This window comes from Pseudomonas sp. MS15a(2019), assembly GCF_013277805.1.
Lineage (GTDB): Bacteria > Pseudomonadota > Gammaproteobacteria > Pseudomonadales > Pseudomonadaceae > Chryseomonas > Chryseomonas benzopyrenica.
In genome coordinates, this window is record NZ_VBTN01000009.1 from 237,784 (window position 1) to 254,686 (window position 16,903).

15 protein-coding genes are annotated in these 16,903 nt (G+C 63.3%); 4 read left to right on the forward strand and 11 right to left on the reverse strand.

Features of this window, described 5'->3' with window-relative positions:
• Positions 1–49: 49 nt before the first annotated feature.
• Positions 50–391 (reverse strand): hypothetical protein, encoded by a 342-nt coding sequence (locus FEZ61_RS13855; protein ID WP_007160783.1) that lies wholly within the window; start codon positions 389–391, stop codon positions 50–52.
• Positions 392–552: 161 nt separating this feature from the next.
• The gene (locus FEZ61_RS13860; protein ID WP_017640866.1) at positions 553–2,997 is read right to left on the reverse strand and encodes an ATP-binding protein; all 2,445 of its coding nucleotides are present in this window, start codon (positions 2,995–2,997) and stop codon (positions 553–555) included.
• A 228-nt stretch (positions 2,998–3,225) separates the two neighbouring features.
• Here FEZ61_RS13860 and FEZ61_RS13865 point away from each other — a divergent pair, with 228 nt between their 5' ends.
• The 3 genes from FEZ61_RS13865 (at position 3,226) to FEZ61_RS13875 (ending at position 5,039) form a co-directional block, all read left to right on the forward strand.
• Positions 3,226–3,570, forward strand: a complete 345-nt coding sequence (locus FEZ61_RS13865) for a hypothetical protein (protein ID WP_017640867.1) — start codon at positions 3,226–3,228, stop codon at positions 3,568–3,570.
• Between the two features lie 69 nt (positions 3,571–3,639).
• Positions 3,640–4,503, forward strand: coding sequence for an EamA family transporter (locus tag FEZ61_RS13870; RefSeq protein WP_017640868.1), 864 nt, complete (start codon positions 3,640–3,642; stop codon positions 4,501–4,503).
• 41 nt (positions 4,504–4,544) lie between these two features.
• Complete coding sequence (locus FEZ61_RS13875) at positions 4,545–5,039, forward strand: gluconokinase (protein WP_068383540.1); 495 nt, start codon at positions 4,545–4,547, stop codon at positions 5,037–5,039.
• A gap of 17 nt (positions 5,040–5,056) precedes the next feature.
• On the opposite strand, the gene FEZ61_RS13880 is transcribed toward FEZ61_RS13875, so the two are convergent.
• The 9 genes from FEZ61_RS13880 to FEZ61_RS13920 form a co-directional block, all read right to left on the reverse strand.
• Positions 5,057–5,851 (reverse strand): thymidylate synthase, encoded by a 795-nt coding sequence (locus FEZ61_RS13880; RefSeq protein WP_017640870.1) that lies wholly within the window; start codon positions 5,849–5,851, stop codon positions 5,057–5,059.
• 128 nt (positions 5,852–5,979) lie between these two features.
• Positions 5,980–6,876: an ABC transporter permease subunit gene (locus FEZ61_RS13885; protein ID WP_059316118.1), complete on the reverse strand. Its 897-nt coding sequence runs from the start codon at positions 6,874–6,876 to the stop codon at positions 5,980–5,982.
• Between the two features lie 82 nt (positions 6,877–6,958).
• Positions 6,959–7,867, reverse strand: a complete 909-nt coding sequence (locus tag FEZ61_RS13890; protein ID WP_064308087.1) for an ABC transporter permease subunit — start codon at positions 7,865–7,867, stop codon at positions 6,959–6,961.
• Complete coding sequence (gene potA, locus FEZ61_RS13895; RefSeq protein WP_017640873.1) at positions 7,864–9,018, reverse strand: polyamine ABC transporter ATP-binding protein; 1,155 nt, start codon at positions 9,016–9,018, stop codon at positions 7,864–7,866. Before potA ends, FEZ61_RS13890 begins: the two co-directional genes overlap by 4 nt.
• A 54-nt stretch (positions 9,019–9,072) precedes the next feature.
• Positions 9,073–10,131: a polyamine ABC transporter substrate-binding protein gene (locus FEZ61_RS13900; RefSeq protein ID WP_173149200.1), complete on the reverse strand. Its 1,059-nt coding sequence runs from the start codon at positions 10,129–10,131 to the stop codon at positions 9,073–9,075.
• A gap of 149 nt (positions 10,132–10,280) precedes the next feature.
• Complete coding sequence (locus FEZ61_RS13905; RefSeq protein WP_064308089.1) at positions 10,281–11,378, reverse strand: polyamine ABC transporter substrate-binding protein; 1,098 nt, start codon at positions 11,376–11,378, stop codon at positions 10,281–10,283.
• A gap of 105 nt (positions 11,379–11,483) precedes the next feature.
• Positions 11,484–12,842, reverse strand: coding sequence for an aminotransferase (locus FEZ61_RS13910; protein WP_173149095.1), 1,359 nt, complete (start codon positions 12,840–12,842; stop codon positions 11,484–11,486).
• A gap of 22 nt (positions 12,843–12,864) precedes the next feature.
• Positions 12,865–14,223 carry a glutamine synthetase family protein gene (locus tag FEZ61_RS13915; RefSeq protein ID WP_017640877.1) on the reverse strand — a complete coding sequence of 453 codons (1,359 nt, stop codon included), beginning with the start codon at positions 14,221–14,223 and terminating at the stop codon, positions 12,865–12,867.
• Between the two features lie 34 nt (positions 14,224–14,257).
• On the reverse strand, positions 14,258–15,007 hold the full coding sequence (locus FEZ61_RS13920) for a gamma-glutamyl-gamma-aminobutyrate hydrolase family protein (protein ID WP_173149098.1): 750 nt from the start codon (positions 15,005–15,007) through the stop codon (positions 14,258–14,260).
• Between the two features lie 406 nt (positions 15,008–15,413).
• Here FEZ61_RS13920 and FEZ61_RS13925 point away from each other — a divergent pair, with 406 nt between their 5' ends.
• Positions 15,414–16,790 (forward strand): glutamine synthetase family protein, encoded by a 1,377-nt coding sequence (locus tag FEZ61_RS13925; protein WP_007160769.1) that lies wholly within the window; start codon positions 15,414–15,416, stop codon positions 16,788–16,790.
• The last annotated feature ends 113 nt before the right edge of the window (positions 16,791–16,903 follow it).

Below are 16,903 nucleotides of genomic sequence, written 5' to 3' on the forward strand. Positions count from 1 at the left end.
GTATACCGGGGCGTTGCGGACGGACCAATGCGGCAGGTTGTACCGTCGCTCAGGCGTCGGGACCGACCTGGAAGCGAACCTGCTGATGGGCGCGTTCGCCATTCATCTTGCGCAGTTCACTCTGCATGTGCAGGCGCCAGATCTGGGTCTCTTCGACCTGGATATAGCCCTGTTCGACCAGGTTCTCGGCGATGGCGGTCATGACGCCTTCGGCCGCCTTGGGCCCGTGGAAAGGCCCCTGGGCCTTGATGGCGGTGGGCTGCTGGCCATTGAGGCCGGCAGCGCACAGCAGGGTCCAGAGGCCCTGTTCCTGACCGAGCGGTTTGATTTCGCATTCGATACGGGTGACGAGGCCCAGGCAGGGACGGATCAGGGTAATGGTGCGGGACATGGCGTCATCCTCTCGAAGCGCTCAATGCTCGCCGGTCCTAGGCCAGAGGTATCCACAAAGGCTGTGGACAACCCTGTTGGTCAACAGGGGGCAAGCGGGTCTGGGCGCCGTGCTACTTGGGCTGCGACGCCTTGTACAAAATCCGACCTGCCCCCTGGACCTCAGTTCTCCTCCGCTTCGTTGTTTTTCCCTTTTGCCTTGGAGTTATCACTGAGTTTGTCGGCCAGTTCATCTTCCAGTTCGAGCTCGGCGATTTCCTTGAGACGCTGTACCACGCGCGCATTGACGCTGCCGTCGGGGAAGCGGCCCTTGGCATCGGGCGCCCCGGCGGGCTCGCCCACCAGCAGCGACAGGGCCTCGTCCGCCTGACGTACGGCATAGACATGGAACAGCCCTTCACGGACCGCTTCCAGCACGGTTTCGTCGAGCATCAGGTTGGTGACATTGGCGCGCGGGATGATCACGCCCTGCTCGCCGGTCAGGCCGCGGGCCTGGCAGAGGCGGAAGAAACCTTCGATCTTCTCGTTCACGCCGCCGACCGGCTGGACCTCGCCGAACTGGTTGATGGAGCCGGTGATGGCGAAACACTGCTTGAGCGGGGTGCGCGACAGCGCGGAGATCAGGGTACAGGCCTCGCCCAGGGAGGCACTGTCGCCATCGACGTAGCCATAGGACTGTTCCAGGGCGATGCTGGCCGAGATCGACAGGGGGAATTCCTGGGCATAGCGACTCCCCAGGTAGCCGGTCAGGATCATCACCCCCTTGGAGTGGATCGGCTGGCCCAGGCTGACCTCACGCTCGATGTCGAGGATGCCGCTGGCACCCGGGTAGACGGTGGCCGAGATGCGCGCCGGCATGCCAAAGGCGGAATCGGCCACTTCCAGCACCGTCAGGCCGTTGCACTTGCCCACCGCGGCGCCCTGGGTGTCGATGAGGATGAGCCCGGTGAGCATGTCGTCCAGCACCCGGGCACAGACGCGTCCGGTGCGGGTTTCCTTGGCCTTGAGCGCGCGCTCGACATGGCCCTTGTCGGTGCGCTCGTCCCCGGCCAGATGGCGGATGAAATCGGCTTCGCTGACCAGCTGGAAGAGATCGCCGATACGCGCTGACAGCCGCCCCTGGTGCTCGGCCAACCGGGCACTGTAGGTGGCCAGACGGGCTACGGCCGCCGAGGTCAGGGGCGCCATGCCCTCTTCCGAGGTGCGCGTCTTGAGCAGCTGGGCGAACTGTTCCAGGCTCTCGTCACGCAGCGGCAGTTCCTCGTCGAAGTCCACCAGCACCCGGAACATCTCCTGGAAGTCCGAATCCAGCTCCTGCAGGGTGTAGTAGATGTTGCGCGAGCCGATGATGATGACCTTGAGCTGCAGCGGGATCTGCTGGGGCGCCAGGCTCATGGCGGTGAGGCGCCCCAGCTCGGCCAGTGGCGATTCCATCTTCAGCTGGCGCGAATGCAGGGCGCGCTTGAGCGCGTCCCAGACGAAGGGCTCGGTCAACAGCTTGTCGGCTTCGACGATGAGGAAGCCGCCATTGGCACGATGCAAGGCGCCCGGGCGCAGCTGGCGATAGTTGGTGTAGAGCGCGCCCTGATCGGATTGGTACTCGATGCGACCGAAGAGATTGTCGTAGGTAGGGTGGGACTCGAACACCACGGGTGCACCGCCGGTGACGTGGTGGCCGATGATCAGATTGGGCTCGTACTGCTCGCGCAATTCCTTGCGCCGCTGCATGTCGGGCTTGGCGTCGTCGGCCAGTTGCTCGACCACCGTCTTGAGTAGATCCACCTGCATGGCCTGCAGATAGGCGCAGACCCCGGGGTTGTCGTTGTACTTCTCCGACAAGGGCGCCAGCAGCGGCTGCAGGGCCTGGATGATGGTGTCCTCGTTCAGCGCCCGCAGCTGGTTGCTCGACTCGCGCCGCCATTGCGGCAGGCTGGACAGTTCTTCGTTGAGGCGTTCTTCGAGGCTGGAGATATCGGCGTGGAAGCGCTCGCGCTCGGCCTCGGGCAACTGGGCGAAGTCGGCCTCATCCAGCGCCTTGCCGTCCTTCATGGGGGTGAAGGCGACATTGTTGGCGTCGCGGTAGAGGGCGATCTCCTTTTCCAGGGCGAGCTTTTCTACCACGTCCAGGGCCTGGTCGTAGCGCTGGTTGAAGGCACGCTCGATGGCGTTCTTCTTCTGCTGGAACGCCGGGTGTTCGAACACCGCCGGAAAGGTGGCCAGCAGGTTGTCGATGAAATGGGCCATGTCGGCCACGAAGGCCTCGCCCTCGCCAGGTGGCAGTTCCAGGGCTCCCGGTGCGCGCGGCTCTTCGAAGTGATTCAGGTACACCCAGTCGTTGGGCGTCGGCTGCCGCTTGGCCTCGGCCTTGAGATAGCGTTGCACGAAGGAGAAGCGACCGGTGCCCGGCTCGCCCATGACAAAGACGTTGTAGCCGGGCCGCGGCATGGCCACCCCGAACTGCAGGGCTTCAACCGCGCGCTCCTGGCCCAGGATGCCGCGGAAGGGTTCGAGCTGATCGGTATCGGCAAAGGAGAATTGTTCGGGAGCGAAGGGGCGGGTCAGCTCATCGGGAGCGAGCCGGAGACCGGCCGCGACGGGATCGTGCATCGTAAGTCCTTGTCAGGCATGCAAGCAGTGTCCGCATTCTGCGACCGGGATGACAGCGGAGGCAAGGCAAGCAGCGCTCCCCTGCATATTTAAACGCAGCGGTTCGAAGAGGCTGACATGACGTCTGTCGGTATTTTCCGACCCCAGCGTTTTTTGACGAAATTCTCACCAGACGCCTACTAAGCTCTCTGTAGGGGGATCAGTCGTAGGATCCCGTGAGGAGGCCCCATGGCTGGCTCTCGTCGTTTCATTCCGCTGTTCTTCCTGCTGTCCGCGCTCGCGGCCTGCACCAGTTATCACGACCAACTGATTGCCAAAGGCTATCCGCCGGCCTATGCCGACGGCTTCAGCGACGGCTGCCAGACCGGCAAGCAGGCGGTCAATGGCATTGGGTACGAACACAAGGATGCGCGCCGCTTCGTCGCGGAGAAGCCCTATCAGCAGGGCTGGGACGCGGGCTACGCGCAATGCGTGCAGGTGGCCCAGCGCGAAGAGCAGCAGCGCTTCATCGAGCAGGTCCGGGAAAACCGCGAAGGCGCGGAGCAACTGCATCTGCGCTCCAAAACACGTTGAGGTCGCAGCCATCCTTGCAGCACAGATAGGATGACCTATGCTGGCGGGCCCGCTTGTTGAGCTCAGCCAATGTCCGCCCGTTCGCCGCTGTTCGCCGTCGCCCTGCTGCTGGTCGCCATGACCTCGATCCAGACCAGCGCGAGTCTGGCCAAGACGCTGTTCCTGCGCCTCGACCCGGTGGGTGTCACCACCCTGCGCCTGATCTTCGCCGCCCTGGTCCTGCTGATCGTGCTGCGTCCCTGGCGCAACTTCCGCCGCGAGGCGCTGGGCAGTCTACTGGGCTATGGCGTCGCCATGGGCGTGATGAACCTGACCATCTATATGGCCATGCAGCGCCTGCCGATCGGCATCGCCGTTGGCCTGGAATTCGTCGGCCCCCTGGTGGTGGCGCTGTGTGCGCTGCGCCGCTGGCTGGACCTGCTGTGGATCGTCCTGGTGGTCGCCGGCCTGGCCGTGCTCCTGCCCTTCGGTCACAACGCCTCGGCGCTGGATCCCCTGGGTACCAGCCTGGCACTGGGTGCCGGTGCCTGCTGGGCGTTGTACATCGTGCTGGGCAAGCGCGCGGGCGCGGTCCATGGCACCGGCACGGTGGCCTTTGGCGCTTCCATCGCCGCCCTGGTGATTCTGCCCATCGGCATCGTTCACAGCGGCAGCAATCTCTTGCAACCGGAAATCTGGCCACTGGCACTGGCCTTGGCTCTGATGTCCACGGCCATTCCCTATGCCCTGGAAATGGTCGTGCTCACCCGCCTGCCGGCCTCGACCTTTGGCACCCTGATGAGTCTGGAACCCGCGCTGGGCGCCCTTTCCGGCTGGGTGTTCCTCGGCGAGATCCTGGGTGTCGCCCAATGGTTCGCTCTCGCCTGCATCATCGCCGCCTCGATCGGCGCCACCTGGAGCAGCCGTCTGACCCCGGAGCAAACGCCGCTCTAGGGACTCTATAACGAGGCGAATCCTCACGCGGAGTACCGACGATGATCTATCTGATAATGGGCGTCTCGGGCAGTGGCAAGACCACCCTGGGCGAACTCCTGGCCAGCCGACTAGGCTGCCGTTTCGACGATGCCGACACCTTTCACAGCCAGGCCAACAAGGACAAGATGGCCAAGGGTATCGCCCTCACCGACGAGGATCGCTGGCCTTGGCTGGATGCCATCCACGCTGCCATGCAGCAGGCGCGGGCCGAGGGCACCACCCGGGTGTTCGCCTGTTCGGCGCTGAAGAAAGTCTATCGAGATCGCCTGCTGAACGGCCTCGAAGGTGTGCGTCTGCTGTTTCTCAAAGGCTCCCCGGAGCTGCTCGCCGAGCGTATCGGCAGCCGCCGTGGGCACTTCTTCGATCCAAAGCTGTTGCAGAGCCAACTCGATACCCTGGAAGCGCCCGACCACCTGGAGGCCCAGGTACTTGACGTACGCCAGTCGCCCGAGCAACTGGTGGACGAGGTGCTGGAACACGACCGCAGCGCCTGAGCGCTGCGGTCACGGCGTCAGACCGCGACCGGTGCCTTGATGTGCGGATGGGCCTGATAGCCTTCCAGCTCGAAATCCTCGAAGCGGAAGGCGAACAGGTCCTGTACCGCTGGATTGAGCTTCATGGTCGGCAGCGGCAGCGGTTCGCGGGTCAGCTGCAGATCGGTCTGCTCCAGGTGATTGGCATAGAGGTGGCAATCACCGCCGGTCCAGATGAATTCGCCCGGTTGCAGCCCGGTGACCTGGGCCACCATCAGGGTCAGCAGCGCATAGCTGGCGATGTTGAAAGGTACGCCGAGGAAGATGTCGGCGGATCTCTGATAGAGCTGGCAACTCAGGCGGCCATCGGCGACATAGAACTGGAACAGCGCATGGCACGGCGGCAAGGCCATCTCGTCCACCAGCGCCGGATTCCAGGCCGAGACGATCAGGCGGCGTGAATCGGGCTTGGCGCGGATCATGTCCACCACCCCGGCGATCTGGTCGATATGGCGACCATCCGGTGCCGGCCAGCTGCGCCACTGGTAGCCGTAGACTGGGCCCAGTTCGCCATTCTCGTCGGCCCACTCGTCCCAGATGGAGACGCCATTGTCCTTGAGATAGCGGATGTTGGTCTCGCCCTGCAGGAACCACAGCAGCTCGTGGATGATGGATCTGAGATGGCACTTCTTGGTGGTGACCAAGGGAAAGCCCTCGGCCAGATCGAATCTCATCTGGTAGCCGAAGACGCTGTAGGTCCCGGTGCCGGTGCGGTCGCTCTTGAAGGTGCCGTGTTCGCGCACGTGGCGCATCAGGTCGAGGTACTGTTTCATGGCGGGAGCGCTACCTGGCAAAAGCCAAATGGTATCAAATCGCGCCCTGCGGGAGCGGTCGCGCTTGTCGCAGCCCTGACCATCGGACACAAAAAAGGCGGCCCTGAGGCCGCCTTTTCCACCAATCCTCAGCTGTTGGCTGGCGGCGCCGTGAGGGTCGCCGTCTCGCGTTCGCGCTGGGTGATCTCCGAGGCCGTGGCATCCATGGCCTCCTGCAAGCCTTGCAAGCGCTTCTTCTCGGCGCGCCGGGTGAAGTACCAGGCGAAGAAGGTGAACAGCGAGACCGCCAGCAGGATCAGGCTGGCGATGGCGTTGATCTCCGGCTTCACGCCCAGGCGCACCGCGGAGAACACCTCCATGGGCAGGGTGGTGGAGCCGGGACCGGACACGAAGCTCGCCAGCACCAGGTCGTCCAGCGACAGGGCGAAGGACATCATGCCACCCGCCGCCAGCGACGGCGCGATCATGGGGATGGTGATCAGCAGGAACACCTTCCAGGGGCGGGCGCCCAGGTCCATGGCCGCCTCTTCGATGGACAGGTCCAGTTCGCGCAGGCGCGAAGAGACCACCACCGCCACATAGGAGGCGCAGAAGCTGGTGTGGGCGATCCAGATGGTGGTCACGCCGCGGTCCTGCGGCCAGCCGATCAGCTGCGCCATGGAGACGAACAGCAGCAGCAGCGACAGACCGGTGATCACCTCGGGCATCACCAGCGGCGCCGTGACCATGCCGCCGAACACGGTGCGGCCGCGGAAGCGTGGGATACGGGTCAGCACGAAGGCCGCCAGGGTCCCGAGGATCACCGAGGAGATGGCCGTGTAGAAGGCGATTTCCAGGGAGCGGAACACCGCACTCATCAGCTGGGTGTTGTCCAGCAGGCCGACATACCACTTCACCGACCAGCCACCCCAGACGGTCACCAGGCGCGACTCGTTGAAGGAGTAGATGACCAGGATGACCATCGGCAGATAGATGAACAGCAGTCCGAGCACCAGCATCAGGTTGGTGAACTTGAGGCCTCTCATAGCTTGCCCTCCAGTTCCTTGGCTCGGCTCCAGATTGGAGAGCCGGTTGAACAGCACGATGGGCACAGAATGGCTGTCTGGCTCACAGCTTGCCCTCCAGTTCCTTGGCTTGGTTGCGATTGAACAGCACGATGGGCACGATCAGGATCAGCAGCATCACCACGGCCAGCGCCGAGGCCACCGGCCAGTCACGGTTGTTGAAGAACTCCTGCCAGAGCACGCGGCCGATCATCAGGGTCTCCGGGCCACCCAGCAGTTCGGGAATGACGAACTCCCCCACCGCCGGAATGAACACCAGCATACAGCCGGCGATGATGCCGTTCTTGGACAGCGGCACGGTGATCTTCCAGAAGCTGGTGAAACGACTGGCACCCAGGTCGCCGGCGGCTTCCAGCAGGGTCAGGTCATGCTTCACCAGATTGGCGAACAACGGCAGGATCATGAACGGCAGATAGGAATAGACGATCCCCAGGTACACCGCGAAGTTGGTGTTGAGCATCTGCAGCGGACTGTTGATGATGCCCAGATTCATCAGGAAGCTGTTGATCAGGCCATTGGTGGAGAGCAGCCCCATCCAGGCATAGACGCGGATGAGAATGGCGGTCCAGGTCGGCATCATGATCAGCAGCAGCAGCACCGTCTGCTTCTCGCGACTGGCGCGGGCGATGGCATAGGCCATGGGATAGCCGATCAGCAGGCAGATCAGGGTACTGATGCCGGCCATCTTCAGCGAGCCGAGATAGGCATCCAGATACAGCGGATCGCCGGCGAACATCAGGTAGTTGCCGAAGTTGAGCGCGATATCCAGTTGCTGATCGGCGTAGCTGAACAGCTCGGTATAGGGCGGGATGGCCACGTCCGCCACCGAGAAGCTGATCTTGAGCACGATCAGGAACGGCAGCAGGAAGAACAGGAACAGCCAGACGAAGGGCACGCCAATGGTCAGGCGGCGGCCATCGAGCAGGCGCTTGAGCAAGGGAGGTCTGGTCATGCTTGCAGTACCACGCCGCTGTCGTCTTCCCAGTACACCACCACGGCGTCGTCCCAGGTGGGTCGTTTGCCGAGACGCTCGGCGTTGGCGATGAAGCACTGGACGATGGGCCCGGTCCCCAGCTTGACGTGATAGACCGAGTGCCCACCCAGGTAGGCGATGTCATGCACGGTGCCGCTGCACCAGTTGTAGTCGGGATGCTCGTGATCCGCTGGCAGGCTGGTGCCCATCAGCAGCTTCTCGGGCCGCAGGGCGAAGGTGACCTGCTTTTCCTGGGCACGGGTGCTGATGCCGTGACCGATGTAGATCGGCCGCTCCAGTTGCGGACTGTGGATGATGGCGTGGTCGGCGCCATCGTCGGTCAGCTCGCCGTCGAAGATGTTGACGCTGCCGATGAACTCGCAGACCAGCCGGCTCGCCGGGGTCTCGTAGATGTCCATGGGGCTGCCCACCTGGGCGATCCAGCCCAGGTGCATGATGGCGATGCGCTCGGCCATGGTCATGGCCTCTTCCTGGTCGTGGGTCACCATCACGCAGGTCACGCCCACGCGTTCGATGATTTCCACCAGTTCCAGCTGCATCTGCGAGCGCAGCTTCTTGTCCAGGGCGCCCATGGGCTCGTCGAGCAACAGTAGCTTGGGTCGCTTGGCCAGGGAACGCGCCAGGGCCACCCGCTGGCGCTGGCCACCGGAGAGCTGGTGCGGCTTGCGCTTGGCGTACTGGGTCATGTGCACCAGCTTGAGCATCTCGGCCACGCGGGCGTCGATCTCGGCCTTGGGCAGCTTGTCCTGCTTGAGGCCGAAGGCGATGTTCTGCTCCACGCTCATGTGCGGGAACAGCGCATAGGACTGGAACATCATGTTGATCGGCCGCTCGTAGGGCGGCATGTCGGTGATGTCCTCGCCATCGAGGAAGATGCGTCCTTCGCTGGGCCGCTCGAAACCGGCCAGCATGCGCAACAGGGTCGACTTGCCCGAACCCGAGCCGCCGAGCAGGGCGAAGATCTCACCCTTGTTGATGGTCAGGGAGACGTCGTCGACAGCGACGGTTTCGTCGAACTTCTTGGTGACCCGGTCGATCTTGACCAGGACTTCCTTGGCTTTCTTGTCGCCGGTGGCGGCTTTCTTGAAGGCACTGGTGGCGGTCGCCATGTACATCTCCCCAGGAAAATCGGGGACCGGCCGGGCCGGTCCGCTTAGCGTTGGTTATTTGCCGGACTTGACCCGCGTCCAGCTACGGGTTTCCAGGCGCAGGAGTTGCGGGGGCAGCTCCTTCATGACGTACAGCTTGTCCATCACCGCCTGAGGCGGGTAGACGGTTTCGTCCTGCCGCAGCTCGGCATTCATCAGCTCGCCCGCCTTGGGATTGGGGTTGGCGTAGCCGACATAGTCACTGACCTTGGCGATGACCTCGGGCTGCAGCAAATAGTTGATGAAGGCATGGGCCTCCTTCACGTTCTTGGCATCCTTGGGGATGGCCAAGAGGTCGAACCAGAGGTTCGCGCCCTCCTTGGGAATCGCGTAGCCGATGTTGACGCCCTTCTTCGCTTCCTCGGCACGCGAACGTGCCTGAAAGACATCGCCGGAATAGCCGAAGGCCACGCAGATGTTGCCGTTGGCCAGGTCCGAGATGTACTTGGAGGAATGGAAATAGGTGATGTAGGGCCGCACCTTGAGCAGCTGTGCCTCGGCCTTCTTGTAGTCGTCAGGGTTGGTGCTGTTGGGATCGAGTCCCAGGTATTGCAGTACCGCCGGATAGACCTCATCGGGCGAATCCATGAAGGAGACGCCGCACTTGCTCAGCTTCTTGAGGTTCTCGGGTTCGAACAGGATGGCCCAGGAATCGAGCTTGTCGGTACCCAGCGCGGCCTTGACCTTGTCGACATTGTACCCGATGCCGTTGGTGCCCCACAGGTAGGGCACGCCGTATTGATTGCCCGGATCGCTCTTTTCCAGTTGCTTGAGCAAGGCCGGGTCGAGATTCTGCCAGTTCGGCAGCTGACTCTTGTCCAGTTTCTGGAAGGCGCCCGCCTTGATCTGCTTGGCCAGGAAGTTGCTCGAAGGCACCACCACGTCGTAGCCGGTGTGGCCGGCCAACAGCTTGCCTTCGAGGGTTTCGTTGGAATCGAAGACGTCATAGACCGGGGTGATGCCAGTGGCCTTCTGGAAGTCTTCCAGCGTGGTCTCGCCGACGTAATCGCTCCAGTTGTAGACACGTACCGTCGGGTCGGCGACAGCGGTTCCCATGACGGTCAGGGTGGTCATGGCCAGCAGGGTTTTACGCAACGAAAGCACGGGCGGCTCCTTTCATGATGGGCATCGACGGCGACACCCTTTCAGCGGTCCATACAGACGTACGGCACGCCGGAGCGACTCCGGCGTGCCGTCCTTTCAGCCGCACGCGGCGGCAGCAATCACTTGCCGGACTTGATGGTGGTCCAGGTACGGGTCATCAGACGCTGGGTCTTGGCCGGAAGATCCGGGAAGGCATACAGCTTGGTCATGGTTTCCTGGGTCGGATAGATCCCCGGGTTGGTGCGGATCTCTTCGGCCACCAGCGGGGTGGCCGCCTTGTTGCCGTTGGGATACTGCACATAGTCGCTGACCGCCGCGATCACCTTGGGCTCCATCAGGTAGTTGATGAACTTGAGCGCGCCCTCGGGATTCTCGGCATCCTTGGGAATGGCCATGGTGTCGAAGAAGGTACCGGCGCCTTCCTTGGGAATGTTGTAGGCCACGGTCACGCCGTTCTTGGCATCGGCGGCACGGGCCTTGGCCTGGGCGATGTCGCCGGAGTAACCGACCGCCACGCAGACGTTGCCATTGGCCAGGTCCGAGATGTACTTGGAGCTGTGGAAATAGGTGATGTACGGACGCACCTTGAGGAACAGCTCTTCGGCCGCCTTGATCTCCTTGGGATCCTGGCTATCCGGCTTGTAGCCGAGGTAGTGCAGGCCGGCGGGAATGATCTCGGTGGGCGAATCCAGCACCGCCACGCCGCAGCCCTTGAGCTTGGAGAGATTCTCGGGCTTGAAGATCAGGTCCCAGGAATCCACCGGGGCATTGTCGCCCAGGGCAGCCTTGACCTTGGCCGGGTTGTAGCCGATGCCGATGGTGCCCCACAGATAGGGGATGGCGTACTGGTTGCCCGGATCGCTGACTTCCAGGGTCTTCATCAGCTGCGGATCCAGGTTGCTGTAGTTGGGCAACTTGGACTTGTCCAGCGGCTGGTAGACGCCGGCCTTGATCTGCTTGGCCAGGAAGGAGTTGGACGGCACCACCACGTCGTAGCCGGAACGGCCGGCCAGCAGCTTGGCCTCGAGGGTCTCGTTGCTGTCATAGACGTCATAGACCACCTTGATCCCCGACTCCTTCTCGAAGTTGGCGATGGTGTCTTCGGCAATGTAGTCGTTCCAGTTGTAGACGTGCAGGACCTTGGGGTCCGCCGAGGCGTTGCCGGCAAAGAGGCCGGCCAGGCTCAGCGCTAGAAGAGTCTTGCCAAAAACATTCATGCGGTGGTGCTCCTCAAGTCATCGTTGGTCTTTTGATTCGGTGCGCGGCCAGCGCCCGCGCGCAGTCTGGCAAGGTCCGCCGCCGCGCTCAAGCCTTGCCGGCCATTAGCCACGTTGACGTAGCACCGCATGGGTCTGATCGAGACTCAGGCGCGCCAGGGTGACGAGCTCGTCGATGGACTCCGGCGTGATGACCAAAGGCGGGGCGATGATCATGGTATCGCCCACCGCACGCATCACCAGCCCATTGCGGAAGCAGTGCTCACGGCAGAGCATGCCCGCCCCACCCTCGTACCGCGTCCGCGTCTTCTTGTCGCGCACCAATTCCAGCGCCGCCACCATGCCGACACCGCGGGTCTCGCCCACCAGCGGATGGTCGGCCAGCTCAGCCCAGCGTTTCTGCAAATAGGGTGCCGTGGCGTTGCGAACCCGGTCGACGATGCCTTCGTCACGCAGGATGCGGATGTTTTCCAGGGCCAAGGCGGCGGCCACCGGATGCCCGGAATAGGTGAAGCCGTGATAGAACTCGCCACCCTCGTCGAGCACCCTGACCACTTCGTCGCGTACCACCACGCCACCCATGGGCACGTAGCCGGAGGTGAGCCCCTTGGCGATGGGCATCAGGTCCGGGGCATTGCCGTAGTACTGGCTGCCGAACCATTCGCCGGTGCGACCGAAGCCGCAGATGACCTCGTCGGCGATGAACAGGATGTCGTACTTGGCGAGGATCTGGCGCACTCGCGGCCAATAGCTTTCCGGCGGCACTATCACCCCGCCGGCACCCTGGATGGGCTCGGCGATAAAGGCGGCGACACGTTCTTCGCCGACCTCGAGGATCTTCTGCTCCAGCTGATCGGCCGCCCAGACGCCGAACTCCTCCGGGCTCATCTCGCCACCTTCACCGAACCAGTAGGGCTGCGGAATATGCACGATGTCGGGCAGCAGACCGCCCTGTTCGTGCATCGCCGCCATGCCGCCCAGGCTGGCGCCGGCCATGGTCGAGCCGTGGTAGCCATTCCAGCGGCCGATGACCACCCGCTTCTCCGGCTGGCCCTTGGTTGCCCAGTAATGGCGCACCAGACGCAGCACCGTGTCGTTGGCCTCCGAGCCCGAACCGGTGAAGAACACGTGATTCATGCCCTCCGGTGCCAGTTCGGCGATGGCCTTGGCCAGCTCCAGCGCCGGCGGGTGGGCGGTCTGGAAGAACAGGTTGTAGTAGGGCAGCTCACGCATCTGGCGACTGGCCGCTTCGACCAGCTCTTCACGGCCGTAGCCGACGTTGACGCACCAGAGCCCGGCCATGCCGTCGAGAATGCGCTGACCCTCGCTGTCCCAGAGGTGCACACCCTCGGCACGGGTAATGATGCGTGCGCCCTTCTCGTTGAGCTGGCGATAGTCGGTGAAGGGCGCCAGCAGGTGCCGACGACTCAGGTCCTGCCAATGGGCGGTGGTAAAGGTAGTCACGAAGCCTCTCCTTGAATCGCGGTCAGACGCTGAGCAGCAGGAATTCCCGCTCCCACGAACTGATCACGCGCTTGTAATTCTCATGTTCGGCGCGCTTCACCGCGACGTAGCCACGGGTGAAACGACTCCCCAGATAACGCTCCAGGGTGGCCGACTGCTCCATGCGCTCCAGGGCGGCTTCCAGGGTCAGCGGCAGGCGCAGGTTGCGGCGCTCATAGCCGCGGCCCTGCACCGGGGCGCTGGGCGAGACGTTCTCGACCATGCCCAGATAGCCACACAGCAGGCTGGCGGCCAGGGCCAGATAGGGGTTGGCATCGGCGCCGGCCAGACGATTCTCAACCCGGCGATTCTGCGGATCGGAATCCGGTACCCGCAGGCCCACGGTGCGGTTCTCCTCACCCCACTCCACGTTGACCGGCGCCGAGGTATCGGGCAGGAAGCGGCGGAAGGAATTCACGTTGGGCGCGAACAGCGGCAGCGCCTCGGGAATGTATTTCTGCAGACCGCCGATGTGGTGCAGGAAGAGCTCGCTCATGCTGCCATCGGGGTTGGAAAACACCGTCTTGCCGGTCTTGAGATCCACCACGCTCTGGTGCAGGTGCATGGCGCTGCCAGGCTCGCCGGTCATGGGTTTGGCCATGAAGGTGGCGGTGACGTTATGCTTGAGCGCCGCCTCGCGCAGGGTGCGCTTGAAGACGAAGATCTGGTCGGCCAGGTGCAACGGATCGCCGTGACGGAAGTTGATCTCCATCTGGGCGGTGCCTTCCTCGTGGATCAGGGTATCCAGATCCAGCTCCTGGGCCTCGCACCAGTCGTACATGTCCTCGAACAGCGGATCGAATTCGTTGGCCGCGTCGATGGAAAAGGATTGGCGCCCAGTTTCCTGGCGACCGGAGCGGCCTACCGGCGGCTGCAGCGGATAGTCGGGGTCGTCGCTGCGCTTGGTCAGGTAGAACTCCATTTCCGGCGCGACGATGGGCTGCCAGCCATGCTCGGCATAGAGTTTGAGCACCTTCTTGAGCAGGTTGCGCGGCGACAGCTCGATGGGGATGCCGCGCTTGTCGTAGGTGTCGTGGATCACCAGGGCGGTGGGTTCCAGCGCCCAGGGCACCAGGAACACCGCGCGATCATCCGGCCGACAGTGCATGTCGATGTCAGCCGGGTCGAGCAATTCATAGTAGATGTCGTCGTCGACATAGTCCCCGGTCACGCTCTGCAGGAGCACGCTCTCCGGCAGGCGCATGCCCTTTTCGTTGAGAAACTTGGCGGTGGGAGAAATCTTGCCGCGGGCGATGCCGGTCAGATCGGCTACCAGGCATTCCACTTCAGTGATCTTGCGTTCTTTCAACCAGGCGGTGAGCCGGTCAAGCGGGGTGCTCATAAAGACCTCGAAGGTTCGAGCGGGGTGAACAGCATCAGCGGCCGGCAGCGCGCTCCTTGCAGGCCTTGCCGAACGCCTTGAATAAAGCGAGATAGACTGGGTAACTGCGTACCTTCCACTCCGGGTGCCACTGCACACCGCAAGTGAAGGCGCGGGCCTCGGGAAGCGAGACGGCTTCGATCAGGCCATCGGGGGCCAGCGCCTCGGCGCGCAACCCCGGCGCCAGGCGCTCGATACCCTGGCCATGGATGGAGTTCACCTCGAAGCGCGCCGGCAGATCCAGGGTCTCGAACAGGCCACCTGGCTGGACCTCGACCGGATGGTGCAAGCCATAGTGCTCTTCCAGGGTCTCGCCGCGCTCGCGGTGATCCATGAGGGAAGCGACCTCATGCACCTTCTGGTGCAGGCTGCCGCCAAAGGCCACATTCATTTCCTGGAAGCCCCGGCAGATGCCCAGCACCGGCACGCCCGCAGCCACCGCGGCGCGCAACAGCGGCAGGGTCACGGCGTCGCGCGCCGCATCGTGCAGGGTGCCGGGCTCGCTGGGCGGGCCCTGGTAATGGCGAGGTTCGACATTGGACGGCGAACCGGTGAACAGCAGACCGTCCAGACGCTCCAGCAGGGTCTCGGTGGCGATGAGGTCGGCGAGGGCCGGAATCACCAGCGGCATGCCCTCGGCCCCCTCCACCACCGCGCGCAGATACTTGTCGCCAGCGATGTGAAAGGGATGCAGGCCTAGTTGCCTGGTACAGGCTGTGACACCTATGAGGGGCAGCGCGGACATGGGGCACCGGGTTGAACAGGAATCATCCGAGCCTAGTCTTGTTCGTTATTTTTCACAACCACCGGTAAAAAGTTTCGGGATTCTGCACAGAAGCGGCACAACAGAGGCGTTCTAGCGCTCATGAATGCGCCAAAAACAGGCACCTGCGCACCACCCCTGAGCAGGCTTTCCGCCAGTTGACTTTGCTCCGCCTTTCGGATTGACTCCAGGGTGGTAACTCCGCTGATTGATATTTTTAACAGGGGCGCTGGCAAAGCGTCGGAGCGCAGGCGAGACCGTACTCTCAGGTCGCTGTCGGATCGACAGCGGGCACTCGTGCCCTCACTGCGGTTGGCCCACTGGGCAAACAGGCGCATCAGGCGCTAACCGTTTTGTCGAGCGCAGCCAAAAGCAAAGGTGTTTCATCATGTCGGTACCCCCGCGTGCCGTTCGTTTGGATGAAGCGACCGACTTCCTCAGGGAGCACCCTGAGGTCCAGTTCGTCGATCTTCTTATTGCGGATATGAATGGCGTGGTGCGTGGCAAACGCATCGAGCGCAACAATCTGCCCAAAGTCTTCGAGAAAGGAATCAACCTCCCCGCTTCGCTGTTCGCCCTCGACATCACCGGCTCCACCGTCGAAAGCACCGGTCTCGGGCTCGACATCGGCGATGCCGACCGCGTCTGTTTCCCCATCACCGATACCCTCTCCATGGAGCCCTGGCAGAAGCGCCCCACCGCGCAGCTGCTGATGACCATGCACGAGATGGAAGGCGAGCCCTTCTTCGCCGATCCCCGCGAGGTCCTGCGCCAGGTCGTCCAGCGCTTCGACGAGCTCGGACTCACCGTCTGCGCCGCCTTCGAGCTGGAGTTCTATCTGATCGATCAGGAGAACATCAACGGCCGCCCGCAACCGCCGCGCTCACCCATTTCCGGCAAGCGTCCGCAGTCGGTCCAGGTCTACTCCATGGACGATCTGGATGAATACGCCGACTGCCTGCAGGACATCATCGACGGCGCCCGCGCCCAGGGCATTCCGGCCGACGCCATCGTCGCCGAATCGGCGCCAGCGCAATTCGAGGTCAACCTCAATCACGTCGCCGATCCGATCAAGGCCTGCGACTACGCCGTACTGCTCAAGCGCCTGATCAAGAACGTCGCCTACGACCATGAGATGGACACCACCTTCATGGCTAAGCCCTATCCGGGCCAGGCGGGCAATGGTCTGCATGTGCACATCTCCCTGCTGGACAAGGAAGGTCGCAACATCTTCGCCGGCGAGGATCCCGAGCAGAACGCCGCATTGCGTCATGCCATCGGCGGTGTGCTCGAGACCCTACCCGCCTGCATGGCCTTTCTCTGTCCCAACGTGAACAGCTATCGGCGCTTCGGCTCGCAGTTCTTCGTGCCCAATGCCCCGAGCTGGGGCCTGGACAACCGCACCACCGCCCTGCGCGTCCCCACCGGTACGCCGGAGGCACACCGCATCGAGCATCGAGTGGCTGGCGCCGACGCCAACCCCTACCTGCTGCTGGCCGGCGTCCTGGCCGGGGTACACCACGGCCTGACCCGGCAGATCGAGCCCGGCCCGGTCACCGAGGGCAACTCCTACGAGCAGCACGAGCAGAGCCTGCCGAACAACCTGCGCGATGCCTTGCGCTACCTGGACGACAGCTCGGTGATGGCGGAGTACATCGATCCGAAGTACATCGACATCTTCGTCGCCTGCAAGGAGCACGAGCTGGAGGAGTTCGAGCACTCCATCTCCGACCTCGAGTACAACTGGTACCTGCACACCGTGTAAGCACCGCCTGCCGACCGGTCCTGCACCGGTCGGCAGGTGCGCTGCAGTACCGCCGGAGCCCTGCGCGTAATCACGCTCGTGGCGCCCTGCCGATCTTTCCCTTTATCACCCAC

Coding starts and splice junctions, on each gene's coding strand:
- FEZ61_RS13855 (WP_007160783.1), bottom strand. CDS start 391: ATGTCCCGCACCATTACCCTGATCCGTCCCTGCCTGGGCCTCGTCACC.
- FEZ61_RS13860 (WP_017640866.1), bottom strand. CDS start 2,997: ATGCACGATCCCGTCGCGGCCGGTCTCCGGCTCGCTCCCGATGAGCTG.
- FEZ61_RS13865 (WP_017640867.1), top strand. CDS start 3,226: ATGGCTGGCTCTCGTCGTTTCATTCCGCTGTTCTTCCTGCTGTCCGCG.
- FEZ61_RS13870 (WP_017640868.1), top strand. CDS start 3,640: ATGTCCGCCCGTTCGCCGCTGTTCGCCGTCGCCCTGCTGCTGGTCGCC.
- FEZ61_RS13875 (WP_068383540.1), top strand. CDS start 4,545: ATGATCTATCTGATAATGGGCGTCTCGGGCAGTGGCAAGACCACCCTG.
- FEZ61_RS13880 (WP_017640870.1), bottom strand. CDS start 5,851: ATGAAACAGTACCTCGACCTGATGCGCCACGTGCGCGAACACGGCACC.
- FEZ61_RS13885 (WP_059316118.1), bottom strand. CDS start 6,876: ATGAGAGGCCTCAAGTTCACCAACCTGATGCTGGTGCTCGGACTGCTG.
- FEZ61_RS13890 (WP_064308087.1), bottom strand. CDS start 7,867: ATGACCAGACCTCCCTTGCTCAAGCGCCTGCTCGATGGCCGCCGCCTG.
- potA (WP_017640873.1), bottom strand. CDS start 9,018: ATGGCGACCGCCACCAGTGCCTTCAAGAAAGCCGCCACCGGCGACAAG.
- FEZ61_RS13900 (WP_173149200.1), bottom strand. CDS start 10,131: ATGACCACCCTGACCGTCATGGGAACCGCTGTCGCCGACCCGACGGTA.
- FEZ61_RS13905 (WP_064308089.1), bottom strand. CDS start 11,378: ATGAATGTTTTTGGCAAGACTCTTCTAGCGCTGAGCCTGGCCGGCCTC.
- FEZ61_RS13915 (WP_017640877.1), bottom strand. CDS start 14,223: ATGAGCACCCCGCTTGACCGGCTCACCGCCTGGTTGAAAGAACGCAAG.
- FEZ61_RS13920 (WP_173149098.1), bottom strand. CDS start 15,007: ATGTCCGCGCTGCCCCTCATAGGTGTCACAGCCTGTACCAGGCAACTA.
- FEZ61_RS13925 (WP_007160769.1), top strand. CDS start 15,414: ATGTCGGTACCCCCGCGTGCCGTTCGTTTGGATGAAGCGACCGACTTC.